This is a genomic window from Pseudomonas putida (genome assembly GCF_026625125.1).
Taxonomy (GTDB): domain Bacteria; phylum Pseudomonadota; class Gammaproteobacteria; order Pseudomonadales; family Pseudomonadaceae; genus Aquipseudomonas; species Aquipseudomonas putida_X.
The window spans coordinates 426,858-441,405 of sequence record NZ_CP113097.1; the positions used below are offsets into that span (position 1 = coordinate 426,858).

Genomic DNA, 14,548 nt, shown 5'->3' on the forward strand with positions numbered 1-14,548 from the left:
TTCTCAGGCGGCCTGACGGGCGGTGACGAATGCCGCCAGCGTGGCGACGTTGCTGAAGTGGTTGCGGGTGTCCTTGGCATCGGCGTCGATCTTGAAGCCGTAGCGCTTCTGGATCGCCAGGCCGAGTTCCAGTGCGTCTACCGAGTCCAGGCCCAGGCCTTCGCCGAACAGGGGTTGTTCATCGTCGATGTCCTGAACGCTGATGTCTTCCAGGCCCAGGGCGTCGATGATCAGCTGTTTGAGGTCACGGTTCAGGTCTTGCTGTGGCACGCTCATTGGCGGCGAGCTCCTTGATGAAGTAGTGGTGCAGATGGTCGTTGAGCAGCCGCGATGCCTTGGGGGCGGGGCCCAGGGCGGCGAAGGCCTGAGGATCGATATCGGCGCCGACCTTGAGGGTAAAGTGCACGCGGCGGCTGGGAATGCGGTACCAGGGTTCATTCTTGGTCAGCGTGGTGGGGCTGACCTGGATGGTCACCGGGGTGATGATCTTCGCACCGCGCAGGGCGATTGCGGCGGCGCCACGATGAAAGGCCGGCGCCTGGCCGGGGGAGGTGCGCGTGCCTTCGGGGAAGATCACCAGTGGCTGGCCCTGGCGCAGCGACTCCACGGCGGTGTCGAGCATGTCCAGGCTGCCGTCGTTGCCGATGTACTGGGCTTCGCTGACCGGACCGCGGGTGAATGGGTTGTCGAACAGGCTCTGCTTGACCACGCAGTTGGCCTGACGCACCAGGCCAATGAGGAACACCACGTCGATCAGCGACGGGTGGTTGGCGATGATCATCTGCCCCGGACGGCCGAGGCGCTCGGCGCCGTCGATCTGGTAAGTCAGCACGCCGGTGGCGTGCATGAACCGCACGAAACGCCAGAACAGCCAACTGATGGTGCGCCGCGCGCGCCGGCGATGGCGTTCGGCACCGCCTGGCAGGCAGGCCAGCAGCGGAAAGACCAGCAGGCGCAGGCACAAACCGCCCAGGCCGAACAGAAAGAAGCTCGCGGCGGTGGCCAGCAGACGCCAATAGTAAGCGTCGCGTGGCCGGCTCACGGCTGTCGTTGCCAGTTCCATGTACGACGATTCCAGGTGTGAGTGAAGGAAGTGCAGCCAGTCAGCATGGCTTTGAGCCAGCTGAGGCCGTGAGGCAATTCCACGGGAGGTGTTGCCAACGCCTGCCCGGGCGCGAGTTGCCATTGCTGGCCAGGGGTCAGCAGCAGGCCCAGGGCGTAGGCGAAGGGCACGTCGTCGATCCAAGGGCTGTAGGCCTCGGGGGGCAGTTCCTCGGTGACGATCAACAGCACGGCGGGTGCACCCTCTGCCAGCAGTGCCGCCGCCTCCAGCACGCCTTGCTCGAAGCCGTCGCCCGCGGCCGCCAGGGCGGTCATTTCGCTGGTCGAGCCGCGCAGGATCGACCACAGGCCGATGACCGCGTTGTGCACCGACAGGCTGAACTGGGTGGGCGACAGCGGCTGGCGTGCGGCCAGCTCGCTGAGAATCGAAAAGGTGCGGGGCGTTTCACCGTGGCGCGATACGAACACCAGTGGCAACTGCTCGTGGCCCTCGGCCAATGGCCAACCCACGGCAAAGGCCATGCGCGCCAGGTGGCTGAGGCGACGGCGTTGCATGGCGGGCAGGAAGCTCACGTCAGGCGCCTGCGCATCGCTGCGTGGCGGCTGATGGCCATTTGCCCATAATTGCCAGTCGGCGTGTGTCGAGAGGCCAGGGGCCCACGCGCGCCATTGGCTGATGTCGAAGGTGATCACGGTGCTTTGTTTCCCGCCCTGAGGGACTTCCATGCCGAGGGAATGACTCGGCGTAACGACCTGCCAGGGTTGGCGCATTCATCGAGTGGCGCGCATTATCCCGGTGCCGGGGTCATGTATCAATGCATAGTGGTTCAATCAGACATTGCCTTCGTCTGGACATGACATACGCTGATCGCCATGTACGCGGTTTCCGACAATCGGTCAGGGCAAGGTTGTCGGTCGGGAGGTGCACAACTTGAATGAAGAATGCTGGTCAACGCCGAGCGAGCGCCACATACTCGGGCATTCGTTGATACACGGAGGTCTCTCATGCGGCGCGTGGTGTTCAATCAGAAAGGTGGCGTGGGCAAGTCGAGCATCGCTTGCAACCTGGCTGCGGTCAGCGCCAGCGACGGCTATCGGACCCTGCTGATCGACCTGGATGCCCAGGCCAACTCGACTCAGTACCTGACCGGCCTCACCGGCGAAGACATCCCCATGGGTATCGCCGACTTCTTCAAGCAAAGCCTCTCCAGCGGGCCGTTCAGCAAGAAGAACAAGGTCGATATCTACGAAACCCCGTTCGACAACCTGCATGTGGTCACCGCCACCGCGGAGCTGGCCGATTTGCAGCCCAAGCTCGAGGCCAAGCACAAGATCAACAAGCTGCGTAAGTTGCTCGACGAGCTCGACGAGGATTACGAGCGGATCTACATCGATACCCCGCCTGCACTCAACTTCTATGCGGTATCTGCGCTGATTGCGGCAGATCGCGTGCTGATCCCCTTCGACTGCGACAGTTTTTCGCGCCAGGCGCTGTACGGGCTGCTGGCTGAGATCGAAGAGTTGAAGGATGACCATAACGAAGAGCTGGTGGTCGAAGGCATTGTCGTCAACCAGTTCCAGTCCCGCGCCAGCCTGCCCCAGCAAATGCTCGACGAACTGCTGGCCGAAGGGCTGCCGGTATTGCCGATATACCTGAGCAGTTCGGTGAAGATGCGCGAGTCGCACCACGCCAGCTTACCGCTGATTCACCTGGAGCCACGGCACAAGCTGACCCAACAGTTTGTCGAGCTGCACTCGCTGCTCGAAGAAAACGCTTAAATCCCTTGGCTGCGTAGCCACTCCAGCAGCGACTGCAGTGGAAACGCGCCCGCCTGGCGGCTGACTTCGCGGCCGTTCTTGAACAGGATCAGGCTGGGAATCGAACGGATACCCAACTGGCCAGCAAGGGTACGGTTGGCTTCGCTGTCGAGCTTGGCCAGGCGGCAGCGCCCCTCGAGTTGGCGGGCGGCCTGTTCGAAGGTGGGGGCGAAGGACTTGCAGGGGCCGCACCAGTCGGCCCAGACGTCGATCAGCAGCGGCAGGTCGCCTTTGATCTGGCTGGCGTAGTTGCGTTCGTTGAGTTCGAACGACTGGCCCAACAGCACCTGCTGTTTGCAGCGGCCGCATTTAGGCGCATCGCCCAGGCGGGTGGCAGGCAGGCGGTTGAGGCCGTCGCAGTGGGGGCAGGGGATTAGCAACGAGTCGGACATGTGGTTTCCTTGTGGTGTTTGGTCAGGCCCTGTCGCCGGCCACCGGTTTCGCCCAGGACCTGAGGCCAGGGGGCTGTGAAGCAACTGGCTTGCAGGCTCAGCGGTGCATGGCACCGGCTTCGCCGGTGATCGCCGGCAAGCCGGCTCCCACGGGAGCGGCGACAGTCGTTGGACTGCCGGCTTGCTGGCGATGGGGGACTGCGGCCAGCCATCAGGAGGAGCAGCTGATTTCCAGGAGTTTGCCCCACGCTGGCGGCCGTTCGGCGTAGGCCTGCATTCCGGCTTGTTCCTCGAACGGCGTGCTCAGCACCTGATGCAGCCGCCGCACTTCACTGTAGTCACCGGCCTCGGCGGCTTCGATGGCTTTTTGCGCCAGGTAGTTGCGCAGCACGTACAGCGGGTTCACCGCGTGCATGCGCTCGCGGCGCCCATCGCCATTACCGGCTTCACGCTCACAACGGGCCAGATAGGCTGCGCCCCAGGCATCGAAGCCTGCCAGGTCGATGAAGTCGTCGCGTACGTCCTTGAGTGCCTCGGCCACCGGCTGCTCGCCCAGCCTGCGGAAGAACAGGTTGTAGTCCACTCCCCCGCTCTGCATGCGCTGCAGCAGGCGCTCGACCAGCGCCATGTCCTCGTCCTCAGCCGTGGTCAGGCCCAGGCGCCGGCGCATCAGGTCCAGGTAGTGCGCCTGGTACAGCGGCAGGAACAACGCCAGCGCTTGCTTGAGGGGCTCGACCTCAATCACCGTGGTCAGGGCCTGGGCCAGCGCGCTGAGGTTCCAGTGGGCGATCGGCACCTGGTTGGCGTAGCTGTAGCGGCCGCGATCATCGGAATGGTTGCAGATGAAGTTGGCGTCGAAGTCGTCGAGGAAGGCGAAGGGGCCGAAATCGAAGGTGATGCCCAGGATCGACATGTTGTCGGTGTTCATCACCCCATGGCAGAAGCCATAGGCCTGCCAGCGTGCAATCAGCTCGGCGTTGCGCTCGACGATGGTGCGGAACATGGCCAGGTACGGTTGCTCGGCCTCGCGGCATTCGGGGTAATGCTGCGTCAGTACGTGGTCGATCAACACCCGCTGTTGCTCAGGCTGCTTGGTGTAGTAGAAGTACTCGAAATGGCCAAAGCGCACGTGGCTCTGTGCCAGCCGTGTGAGCATGGCGGCGCTCTCGCGGGTTTCACGCCATACCGGGGTACTGGAACCGATCACGCACAGCGCGCGGCTGCTGGGGATGCCCAGGGCGTGCAGGGCTTCGGAGGCGAGAAACTCGCGAATCGACGAACGCAGCACCGCCCGGCCATCGCCCATGCGCGAGTAAGGGGTCTGGCCGGCACCCTTGAGGTGCAGGTCCCAGTGCTCGCCCGCCTCGTTGAGCACTTCGGCCAGTAGCAGCCCGCGGCCATCACCCAGGCGCGGGTTGTACGAGCCGAATTGATGGCCTGAATAGACCATCGCCCGTGGGTCGGCCTCTTCCCAGAGTTTATGGCCGCTGAACAGCTCGGCGAACACCGGCAGGTCGGCCTGGGCCGGGTCGAGGTCGAGCAAGCCCATGGCCGACTCGCTTGCCACGACCAGGCGCGGCTCTGCGATGGGCTCGGGCAGGACCTGGGTGGAAAACGCATCGCCCAGGCGGGCGAAGCGGTTGTCGAAGGTGAGTTGGTCGAGGGCTTTCACGGGCTGCTCCTAGGGTTCAGCACAGAATAAAGCATTCGAGCCGTATCAGGCCGGCGCAGTGCCATCGGGTTTTGGTTGTTCCACGGGAATCAGCTGCTGCTTGCCGCCCTGGGTGTCCATCAGGAATACCTCGACCTGGCGTACGGAGATCTTGATGTTGTGCGCCTTGAACTCACGGTTGATGTAGCGGTTGATCTCGTCCAGCGTCGGGTTGCGGTCGCCCAGGTCGCGTACGTGCATGCGCAGTTCGTGGTCCAGCGAGCTCTCGCCGAAGTTGAGGAAATACACCAGCGGTTCCGGGTCTTTGAGCACCCGTGGATTGTCGTGGGCGCCCTTGAGCAGCAGGTCGCGCACCAGGTCCAGGTCGGAGCCGTAGTCGATGCCCAGTTTCAGCGTGACGCGGGTCACCGTGTCGGTCAGCGACCAGTTGATCAGTTGGCCGGTGATGAAGGTCTTGTTGGGGACGATGATGTCCTTGCGGTCGAAGTCGGTAATGGTAGTGGCGCGGATGCGGATCTTGCTCACGGTGCCGGACAGGTTGCCGATGGTGATGGTGTCGCCGATGCGCACCGGGCGTTCGAACAGGATCATGATGCCGGAGATGAAGTTGGCGAAGATCTCCTGCATGCCGAAACCCAGCCCGACCGACAGCGCTGCCACCAGCCACTGCAGCTTGTCCCAGCTCACGCCGAGGGTCGACAGGGTACTGACGATACCTATACCGACGATGGTGTACGACAGCAGCGTGGTGGTGGCGTAGGCGCTGCCTTGGGCCAGGTTCAGCCGCGACAGCACCAGCACCTCCAGCAAGCCCGGCAAGTTGCCGGCCAGGGCGAAGGTGATCCCGACGATCACCAGCGCACCGAGCAGGTCGCCGAGGCTGATCGGTACCATGCTGGCGGCCGTGCCGGTGCCGCTGGTGTATTCGTACAGGGTGAAGTTGTTGAGGTAGGCGAACACCGTGATCAAGTCCGCCCACACCCAGTACAGGCCGGCAATGAAGCCACCGAGCAAGGCCAGGCGGATCAGGCGCAACGACTGCTGGTTGACCTGCTCGATGTCCAGCGTCGGCTCTTCGGTGATGACTTCGCCGTCCAGGCCTTCCTTGGCGGCCGCGCGCTTGCTCAGCGCACGCTGGTAGGCCAGGCGCCGCGCGGCGACCGATAGGCCACGTACGAATGCGGCCTCGATCACCAACCAGAACATCAGCAGGTAAAGGGTGTAGATCAGCCGGTCGGTGAGCTTCAGTGCGGTGTAGTAATAGCCAAAGCAGACCGCAACGAACAAGGCGATGGGCAACGCCGTGAAGGCCAGCCCGACGGCCCGGCGGAACAGCGAAGCGTCGCGGTGCGCGGGGCTGCTCAGCAGCAGGCGGCTGAGCAGCCAGGCCATGAGTGCGTAACAGGTCAGTACAACGCCGATGCCCAGCACATCGTCGGCCAGTGCCGACGGCTGGTGCTCGGCCACTGCCACCACGCCGACCAGCGCCAGCACGACGGTACCCAGCCGGCGCACCCAGCCGCGCAGGAACTCGACTTGCGGTTTGTGCCAGCGGAAGTGGATTTCCGCCACCCCCCCTGGGGCGAGAATGCGGTAGGCGGTGTAGAACACGAGCCAGGCCTGGGCCAGTTGCCAGAGCGCGGAGCCAAGGTTGGCGTTTTGCCCACGGGCGTCGATCTGCAGGGCATAGCTGCACAGGGCAAGGCCCAGGCTCACTGGCATCGCCAGGAGAATGTTGATCAGGATCGCCTGGGGCGTGTGCCACTGGCTGTCACGGCGGAAATGGCCGATATCCTGGTGCACCTTGTTCAGCCGTTGGTAGAGGTATTTGCGGCGCCACAGCAGGGCACCGATCACCAGCAGCAATGGCAGGAAAAGCAATGGGCGCTGACTCAGCCCGTCGCCCAGCTCCTTCAGGCCAGAGCCCCAGGGCAGGTCTGAGACCTGTTTGGCAAAGCGCTCCGGCACCGTCTTCAACCAGTCCCAGTCCAGCGGCTTGTTGCTCGGGATCCAGAACATCTGCTCGTCGAGCGTGGTGCGCAGGCCTTGCGCGGTGCTGAGCAACTGCTTCTGGTTGAGCTGCAGGGTGATCGATTCGTTGAGCAGCGCCGACAGCTCGCGGTTAAGGCGTTCAAGCAGGTCGCTGCGGGTGATCGCTACCTCCAGCAGGGCCTTGCGCAAGGCTGGGGTGACGTCTTGCTGCGGCTGGTTGGCCAGCAGTTTGTCGACATAGGTCACCGGGCTGCTCATCTGCTCGCGCTGCTGGTTGATCTCGAACTGGTACAGACGGATGTCAGCGATCTGGTCCGCCAGGTCACGGTCAAGCTTCAGGTGCGGCAGGGCCTGCTTCTGCTTGTAGAGGATCTTCGACAGCAACAGGCTGCCCTTGAGCACGCTGATCTGCTCGTCCAGGGCTTGATCGGCCTGGGTCAGGCTGTCGAGCTGCTGTTTGGTGCGCAGGTTCTGCTGGGTCAATTCGTTGAGGCGGTCGGTGCTTTTGAGCAGGTAGTCGGAAAGCTTGAGGTTGGCTGCGCTTTCGCTGGCCAGCAGGCTGCTGCCGCCAGCCTTCTGCGCTTCGATCGACTGTTGGGTTACGGTTTGCTGGGACTGGGCCAGACGCTTCTCGTTGATCAGCGTCTGCAGGTCCTGGATTTCCTGTTCCAGACGTGCGGTGCGTTCGATCAGCAGGTCGTGGCGGGCGTTGCCCAGGTCTTGCAGCAGGCCGTTGCCGGCCAGTTCCTGGCGGCGCAGCAGGGTCAGGGCATTGAGCGAGGCCAGTTCGGCACTCAGTTGGTTGCGCTGGTCGGCATTGATCGATTTGCCGCCATCCTTGCCGCTCTTGAGGATGGTGTTGATTTGCTGGCTGCGTGTCTGGTTGTTGCTGATCTCGGCCTGGGCGCGCTCGGGGCGGGTCTGGGAATTGATGATCAGGCTGTTGGCATCGGACAGCGCTTTTTGCAGCTCACCCTGCAGCGTGTTGCGTTCGCTGAGCATCTGCTCGAGCTGCGGCACGCTCAGGCTGGCGTAGCGTTGAGCCACCGGTTGTGGCTTGCTGGCTTTGAGCTTGGCCAGTTCTTTCTGGCTGTCGCTGGTCTCTTTGGGCGCGCCAGCCAGCTGTTGCTTGAGCTCGGCAAGCTTCTTCTCGCTATCTTCCTTGTTGGCAAGCAGGCTCAGGGTTTGTTCGAGCACCTGCTGCAAGGCCTTCTGATCGGCCTCCGGCAGTTTGCGTTCGGCGATCTTGTCGAGGCTGTTCTGGATGCTGGCAGCGCTCGGAGCTTCGGCTGCAGCAGCGGCGAACGGCAGGGACAGGCACAGCCCGAGCAGGGCTGTGCGAAGGTACACGCGCAGGGACATAGGCAGACTACTTATGGATCATGCAGAAACGAAGTTTAGAGGAACAATCCTGGTCCGGGTCGCGTTCCTTCGGGGAATCTGACGCCCACTTTCTGGATCTTGTTCCCGTCCATGGTCGCCACGGTCCAGATCGTGCCGTGCCATTCCACCTGATCGCCCACTACTGGAGCGCCCCCGACCTTCTGTCGGATGAACTGCGCCAGTGGCATTTTCGCGTCCAGGCCGTCGAGTTTCAGGCCGTAAAGGGCTGCCACCGCGCCCAGTTCGGCATCGCCTTCGAGCACGAAATCGCCGAAAAAGCGCAGGTCCAGGCCGCGTTGCGGGGCCTGGCTGAACAGCTTGCCCAATGCTGGCAGGTTGTGTTCGTGGCCGATCACGCACAGCATGTCGCCGACTTCGAGCACGGTACTGCCGGAGGGGTGCAATAACTGTTCGCCACGGAACAGTGCGGCAATACGGGTGCCCTCGGGCATCTTCAATTCGCGCAGGGCGGCACCGATGCACCACTTCTCCGCGCCCAGGCGATAGACGAACAACTCCCACTCGCTGGTAACGTGCACTTCGAGGGCGGACCGCGAGATCGGTGCCGGGTCCGGTGGTACCGTGACTTTCAACAGCTTGGCCATCCACGGCAGGCTGGTGCCCTGCACCAGCAGCGATACCAGCACGATGAAGAATGCCAGGTTGAAGAACAGTTGCGCGTCAGGTAGCCCCGCCATCAGCGGGAACACCGCCAGGATGATGGGTACCGCGCCACGCAGGCCGACCCAGGAAATGAAGGCTTTCTCGCGGCCATGGAAGGCCTTGAACGGCAGCAGTGCGGCCACCACCGACAGCGGCCGCGCGATCAGGATCATCCACAGCGCCAGGCCCAGTGCGGGCAGGGCGATCGGCAGCAGGTCATGGGGTGTGACCAGCAGCCCCAGCACCAGGAACATGCCGATCTGAGCGAGCCAGGCCATGCCGTCGAGCATGTGCAGGATGCCGTGGCGGCTGCGGATGGGTTTGTTGCCCAGCACCAGGCCGCACAGGTAAACGGCAAGGAAGCCGCTGCCGTGCAGGGCGTTGGTCAGCGAGAACACCGCCAAACCGCCAGCGATGACCAGAATCGGGTAGAGGCCGCCGGCCAGGTTGATCCGGTTGACCAGTTGCAGCATCAGCCAGCCACCGCCCAGGCCCAACAGGCCACCGATGCCGAATTCGCGCAGCAAGTGCCCCAGCAGGCTCCAGTGCAGGCCGGTCTGGCTGCTGGCGATCATCTCGATCAGGGTGACGGTGAGGAACACGGCCATGGGATCGTTGCTGCCCGATTCGATTTCCAGCGTCGCCGTGACCCGTTCGTTCAGGCCTTTGCCGCCAAGCAGTGAGAACACTGCTGCGGCGTCGGTGGAGCCGACGATGGCACCGATCAGCAGGCCCTGGATGAGGCTCAGGTCAAACAGCCAGGCCGCGACCAGGCCGGTGAGGGCAGTGGTGATCATCACGCCGATGGTGGCCAGCGACAATGCCGGCCACAGGGCCACGCGGAAGCTCGCTACCCGCGTGCGCAGGCCGCCGTCGAGCAGGATCACCGCCAGCGCCAGGTTGCCCACCAGGTAGGCGGTCGGGTAGTTGTTGAAGATGATGCCGCCCCCGTCCACGCCGGCGAGCATGCCGACCGCGAGGATGATGACCAGGATTGGAATGCCAAGGCGCGACGACAGCGAGCTGACCAGGATACTTGCGCCCACCAGCAATGCGCCGATCAAGAACAGGCTGTTGATGGTGCTTGCATCCAAAGGCAGGTACTCCGGGATAACGCGGGGAAGAGGACTCGATAGCTTTGAAGAACTAGCAGGTCGCGTGCCAATCGATTCTAACCTGATGAATTGGCAGCATGTAAAGCGTTTCTGCAGATGTAGAAAAGGCACCCCGAAGAGTGCCTTTTCTTGCGTTGCGCCTGCGCGCCTCAGCGCCGGCAAGCCGGCTTCCGCAGGGGGCGGCGGTATTGCCGCTGAAGGCGCAAGTGGGGGCAGGTCAGGCCTGCTTCACTTCACGCATCGGCTTGCCCTTGACCGGCGCACCGTTGGCCACGTAGTACTTGGCAGTGCTGCGCGGCAGCGGCTTGCGGTTGCGTATCTTGTCCGAGATTTTCTCGGCGATCATGATGGTGGTGGCGTTGAGGTTGCCGGTGATGATGATCGGCATGATCGACGCATCCACCACACGCAGGCCCTGCATACCGTGCACGCGGCCTTCGCCATCGACCACCGCCATCTCGTCGGTCCCCATCTTGCACGAGCAGGACGGGTGGAAGGCGGTTTCGGCGTGCTCGCGGATGAACTTGTCCAGTTCTTCGTCCGTCTGCACGTGCGCGCCAGGGCTGATTTCACGGCCACGGTAGGGGTCCAGCGCTGGCTGGGCCATGATTTCGCGCGTCAGCCGGATACCGTCACGGAACTCCTGCCAGTCCTGCTCGGTGGCCATGTAGTTGAACAGGATGCTCGGGTGCTGGCGCGGGTCCTTGGACTTGGCCTGGACGCGGCCACGGCTAGGCGAGCGCATCGAGCCCATGTGCGCCTGGAAACCGTGTTCCTTCACGCCATTGGAGCCGTTGTAGTTAATCGCGACCGGCAGGAAGTGGTACTGGATGTTCGGCCATTCGAATTCAGGGCGAGTACGGATAAAGCCGCCTGCCTCGAACTGGTTGCTGGCGCCGATGCCGGTGCCCTTGAACAGCCACTCGGCACCGATGGCCGGCTGGTTCCACCACAGCAACGACGGGTACAGCGACACCGGCTGGGTGCAGGCGTACTGCAAGTACAACTCAAGGTGATCCTGCAGGTTTTCGCCGACGCCCGGCAGGTCGTGCACGACCGGGATGTCGAGGCTTTCCAGCAGGGCCCGCGGGCCGACGCCGGAGCGCTGCAGCAGCTGCGGCGAGGCGATGGCGCCGGAGCTGACGATGACTTCCTTGCGCGCACGGGCTTCGACGCGCTCTTCGCTGTCGCCGACCAGGTAGGTCACGCCAACGGCGCGCTTGCCTTCGAACAGCACGCGATCGCTCAGGGCGTGGGTGACGATGGTCAGGTTCGGGCGCTTCTTGGCCTGGTCCAGGTAGCCGCGGGCGGTGCTGGAGCGGCGGCCGTTCTTGGTCACCGAACGGTCCATCGGGCCGAAGCCTTCCTGCTGGTAGCCGTTCAGGTCTTCCGTGCGTGGGTAACCGGCCTGTACGCCGGCCTCGACCATGGCGTTGAACAGCGGGTTGTTGCCCGCTTTGGGGGTGGCAACGCTGAGCGGGCCTTCGCCGCCGTGGTAGTCGTTGGGGCCGATGTCACGGGTTTCTGCCTTGCGGAAGTACGGCAGGCAGTCCAGGTAAGCCCAGTCTTCCAGGCCTGGCAGCTTGGCCCAGCCGTCGAAGTCCATGGCGTTACCGCGGATGTAGCACATGCCGTTGATCAGCGAGGAACCACCCAGGCCCTTGCCGCGGCCACATTCCATGCGGCGGCCGTCCATGTGCGGCTCCGGGTCGGTCTCGTAGGCCCAGTTGTAGCGGCGGCCCTGCAGCGGGAATGCCAGGGCAGCCGGCATCTGGGTGCGGAAATCCAGGCGGTAGTCGGGGCCACCGGCTTCCAGCAGCAGTACGGTGACGGCGGCGTCTTCGGTCAGGCGAGTGGCCAGGGTGTTACCGGCCGAGCCGGCACCAACGATGATGTAATCGTATTCCATGGGGCTTCCTCCGGAAGCAGCTGCGAGCTTCAAACGGCAAACTGTAAGTAAAAGCAGCCGTGGGAAACTCGCGGATGGATGAGCCTGCAAGGGCCGGTGGCGTTACGCCGACCGGCTCTTTCTTGCAGCTTGCAGCTTGCCGCTGTTTGTCAGAAGACCGACGCGTAGCCGCCCAGTTCGACCTGAACCGACTTGATGCGCGTGTACTGAGCCAGCGAGCTGACGCCGTTTTCACGGCCGACGCCCGACTGCTTGTAGCCACCGACCGGCATTTCGGCCGGCGATTCACCCCAGGCGTTGATCCAGCAGATGCCGGCTTCGAGCTTGTGGATGATGCGGTGGGCGCGGGTGATGTCGTTGGTGCACACGCCTGCGGCCAGGCCGTATTCGGTGTCATTGGCGCGGCGGATGACTTCTTCTTCGGTTTCGTAGGTGAGGATGCTCATCACCGGGCCAAAGATTTCTTCCTTGACGATGGTCATGTCGTCGGTGCAATCGGTGAACACGGTCGGGGCCACGAAGGCGCCCTTGGCGAAATCACCTTCGGTCAGGCGCTCGCCGCCACACAGCACGCGGGCACCTTCCTGCTTGCCCTTGGCGATGTAGCCCAGCACGCTTTCCATGTGCTGGAAGCTGACCAGCGGGCCGAAGTTGGTGTTTTCGTCTTCCGGGTTGCCGGCGCGAATGCGGGCAACGCGCTCGGCGATCTTGGCTTCGAAGGCCGCTTTCATCTGGGCTGGAATGAACACGCGGGTGCCGTTGGTGCAGACCTGGCCGGAGCTGTAGAAGTTGGCCATCATGGCGATGTCGGCGGCCTTGTCCAGGTCGGCATCGGCGCAGATGATCAGCGGCGACTTGCCGCCCAGCTCCATGGTGACTTCCTTGAGCGAGGAGCTCGAAGCGCTGGCCATGACCTTCTTGCCGGTGGTGGTGCCGCCGGTGAAAGAGACTTTCTCGATGCGCGGGTGTTCGGTCAGCCAGGTGCCGACTTCGCGGCCGCTGCCGGTCAGGACGTTGAACACGCCGTCCGGCAGGCCGGCTTCGGTGTAGATCTCGGCCAGCTTCAGGGTGGTCAGCGAGGTGACTTCCGAAGGCTTGAAGATCATCGCGTTGCCGGCGGCCAGGGCCGGGGCGGACTTCCACAGGGCGATCTGGATCGGGTAGTTCCAGGCGCCGATACCGACGGTCACGCCCAGCGGCTCGCGGCGGGTGTAGACGAACGAGCTTTCACGCAGCGGAATCTGCTCGCCTTCGATGGCCGGTACCAGGCCTGCGTAGTATTCCAGTACGTCGGCGCCGGTGACGATGTCGACATAGCGGGTTTCGGAGTACGACTTGCCGGTGTCCAGGGTTTCCAGCATGGCCAGCTCGTCGTTGCGCTCACGCAGGATGTCGACGGCACGGCGCAGGATGCGCGAACGCTGCATGGCAGTCATCGCGGCCCAGACTTTCTGACCGCGCTCGGCGCTTTCGACGGCTTTCTCGACGTCGGCCTCAGTGGCGCGCTGGACGTGGGCCAGAACTTCGCCGGTCGCCGGGTTGATGGCTTCGAAGGTGGCATCGCTGCCAGCGTCGACATAACCGCCGTCGATGTAGAGTTTTTGCGTTCCGAAACGGGCCATAGTGTCCTCGCAAGTGCAGTGTGTGAGTGGCTTTCGCGTCACGCTCCGGCCGGCTGGGCAAGGGCTGTGCGCATTTTTTCAGAGGCCGGTGGTTGCATGTCCGGGCGCTTCTGTTTAGCCAGTTGTAGTTCCAGGTATTCGTAAGCGATCTGTATCGCCTGGCTGGTGTCGAAGGCATCGCCCGACAGCGCTCCACGCAGCCACAGCCCGTCGATCAAGGCAGCCAGGCCGCGGGCGGCGGTGCGCGCTTCATCGAGCGGCATGGCGCGGCGGAACTGGCAGCACAGGTTGGAATACAGGCGGTGATCGTTGATCCGCTGCAACCTGTGCAAGGACGGCTGGTGCATGCTGGAGGCCCAGAAGGCCAACCAGGTTTTCATTGCCGGGCCATTCACCTGGCTGGCATCGAAGTTGCCATCGATGATCACCCTCAGGTGGGCTCGCGGGCTGTCGTCGGTCAGTGCCTGGCGACGGGCGATCACGCCCTCGTTGAGCATGTTCATGATGTGGCGCATCGTCGCCGCGATCAGGCCGTTCTTGTCCTGAAAGTAGTGACTGATGATGCCGTTCGACACACCGGCCAAACGGGCAATCAGCGCAATGCTGGCATCTCCCAGGCCGACCTGATCGACTGCTTGCAGCGTCGCTTCGATCAATTGCTGGCGGCGGATGGGTTGCATACCGACCTTGGGCATCTTGCTATCTCCTCAGGCCTGACGAGCAGACAACGTGCGGCTGACTCGGCGAGGACCAGTCTATTTTGTTTTGATTGAACGTTCAATCAATAAAGAATAAGCTCTGCGACAATTTGTGCCATTGACAGCTTCCAAGGCTGTTTCGGTGGCACGGATTGACACCCCAGGAAATCGCGTAACCCCCGTATTACAAGGTGTTGACGGGTATTAGCGATGCGAAATGCA

At 63.3% G+C, this 14,548-nt stretch carries 11 protein-coding genes; 1 reads left to right on the forward strand and 10 read right to left on the reverse strand.

Features of this window, described 5'->3' with window-relative positions:
* Window positions 1–3: 3 nt before the first annotated feature.
* The 3 genes from OSW16_RS02055 to OSW16_RS02065 are packed head-to-tail and all read right to left on the reverse strand — an operon-like array spanning window position 4 to window position 1,755.
* Window positions 4–276, reverse strand: coding sequence for a phosphopantetheine-binding protein (locus OSW16_RS02055; protein WP_241805147.1), 273 nt, complete (start codon window positions 274–276; stop codon window positions 4–6).
* Window positions 245–1,063, reverse strand: a complete 819-nt coding sequence (locus OSW16_RS02060) for a lysophospholipid acyltransferase family protein (RefSeq protein ID WP_267820390.1) — start codon at window positions 1,061–1,063, stop codon at window positions 245–247. The genes OSW16_RS02055 and OSW16_RS02060 overlap by 32 nt, the downstream gene beginning before the upstream one ends.
* Window positions 1,039–1,755: a beta-ketoacyl synthase chain length factor gene (locus tag OSW16_RS02065; RefSeq protein WP_267820392.1), complete on the reverse strand. Its 717-nt coding sequence runs from the start codon at window positions 1,753–1,755 to the stop codon at window positions 1,039–1,041. Before OSW16_RS02065 ends, OSW16_RS02060 begins: the two co-directional genes overlap by 25 nt.
* A 312-nt stretch (window positions 1,756–2,067) precedes the next feature.
* Between OSW16_RS02065 and OSW16_RS02070 the strand changes: the two genes are divergently transcribed.
* On the forward strand, window positions 2,068–2,841 hold the full coding sequence (locus OSW16_RS02070) for a ParA family protein (protein WP_267820393.1): 774 nt from the start codon (window positions 2,068–2,070) through the stop codon (window positions 2,839–2,841).
* Here the strand turns inward: OSW16_RS02070 and trxC are convergent.
* The 7 genes from trxC to betI form a co-directional block, all read right to left on the reverse strand.
* Complete coding sequence (gene trxC, locus OSW16_RS02075; protein ID WP_241805152.1) at window positions 2,838–3,272, reverse strand: thioredoxin TrxC; 435 nt, start codon at window positions 3,270–3,272, stop codon at window positions 2,838–2,840. The two genes, OSW16_RS02070 and trxC, sit on opposite strands and share 4 nt — an antisense overlap.
* Window positions 3,273–3,483: 211 nt before the next feature.
* Entirely contained in the window at window positions 3,484–4,944 is a 1,461-nt protein-coding gene (gene selO, locus OSW16_RS02080) for a protein adenylyltransferase SelO (protein WP_267820395.1), read from the reverse strand.
* Window positions 4,945–4,989: 45 nt separating this feature from the next.
* Window positions 4,990–8,298: a mechanosensitive channel MscK gene (gene mscK, locus OSW16_RS02085; protein WP_267820397.1), complete on the reverse strand. Its 3,309-nt coding sequence runs from the start codon at window positions 8,296–8,298 to the stop codon at window positions 4,990–4,992.
* A 35-nt stretch (window positions 8,299–8,333) separates the two neighbouring features.
* Entirely contained in the window at window positions 8,334–10,076 is a 1,743-nt protein-coding gene (locus tag OSW16_RS02090) for a potassium/proton antiporter (RefSeq protein WP_241805155.1), read from the reverse strand.
* A gap of 238 nt (window positions 10,077–10,314) precedes the next feature.
* A complete protein-coding gene (gene betA / locus OSW16_RS02095) occupies window positions 10,315–12,006 on the reverse strand; it encodes a choline dehydrogenase (protein WP_267820399.1) in 1,692 nt (563 codons plus the stop codon).
* 149 nt (window positions 12,007–12,155) lie between these two features.
* A complete protein-coding gene (gene betB, locus OSW16_RS02100; RefSeq protein WP_241805159.1) occupies window positions 12,156–13,628 on the reverse strand; it encodes a betaine-aldehyde dehydrogenase in 1,473 nt (490 codons plus the stop codon).
* Between the two features lie 38 nt (window positions 13,629–13,666).
* The gene (gene betI / locus OSW16_RS02105; protein ID WP_267820401.1) at window positions 13,667–14,323 is read right to left on the reverse strand and encodes a transcriptional regulator BetI; all 657 of its coding nucleotides are present in this window, start codon (window positions 14,321–14,323) and stop codon (window positions 13,667–13,669) included.
* Window positions 14,324–14,548: the final 225 nt, after the last annotated feature.

What these genes read in the sequence shown, in the direction of transcription:
- trxC (WP_241805152.1), bottom strand. Translation starts at nt 3,272, where the DNA reads ATGTCCGACTCGTTGCTAATCCCCTGCCCCCACTGCGACGGCCTCAAC.
- betB (WP_241805159.1), bottom strand. Translation starts at nt 13,628, where the DNA reads ATGGCCCGTTTCGGAACGCAAAAACTCTACATCGACGGCGGTTATGTC.
- betA (WP_267820399.1), bottom strand. Translation starts at nt 12,006, where the DNA reads ATGGAATACGATTACATCATCGTTGGTGCCGGCTCGGCCGGTAACACC.
- mscK (WP_267820397.1), bottom strand. Translation starts at nt 8,298, where the DNA reads ATGTCCCTGCGCGTGTACCTTCGCACAGCCCTGCTCGGGCTGTGCCTG.
- OSW16_RS02070 (WP_267820393.1), top strand. Translation starts at nt 2,068, where the DNA reads ATGCGGCGCGTGGTGTTCAATCAGAAAGGTGGCGTGGGCAAGTCGAGC.
- OSW16_RS02055 (WP_241805147.1), bottom strand. Translation starts at nt 276, where the DNA reads ATGAGCGTGCCACAGCAAGACCTGAACCGTGACCTCAAACAGCTGATC.
- OSW16_RS02060 (WP_267820390.1), bottom strand. Translation starts at nt 1,063, where the DNA reads ATGGAACTGGCAACGACAGCCGTGAGCCGGCCACGCGACGCTTACTAT.
- betI (WP_267820401.1), bottom strand. Translation starts at nt 14,323, where the DNA reads ATGCCCAAGGTCGGTATGCAACCCATCCGCCGCCAGCAATTGATCGAA.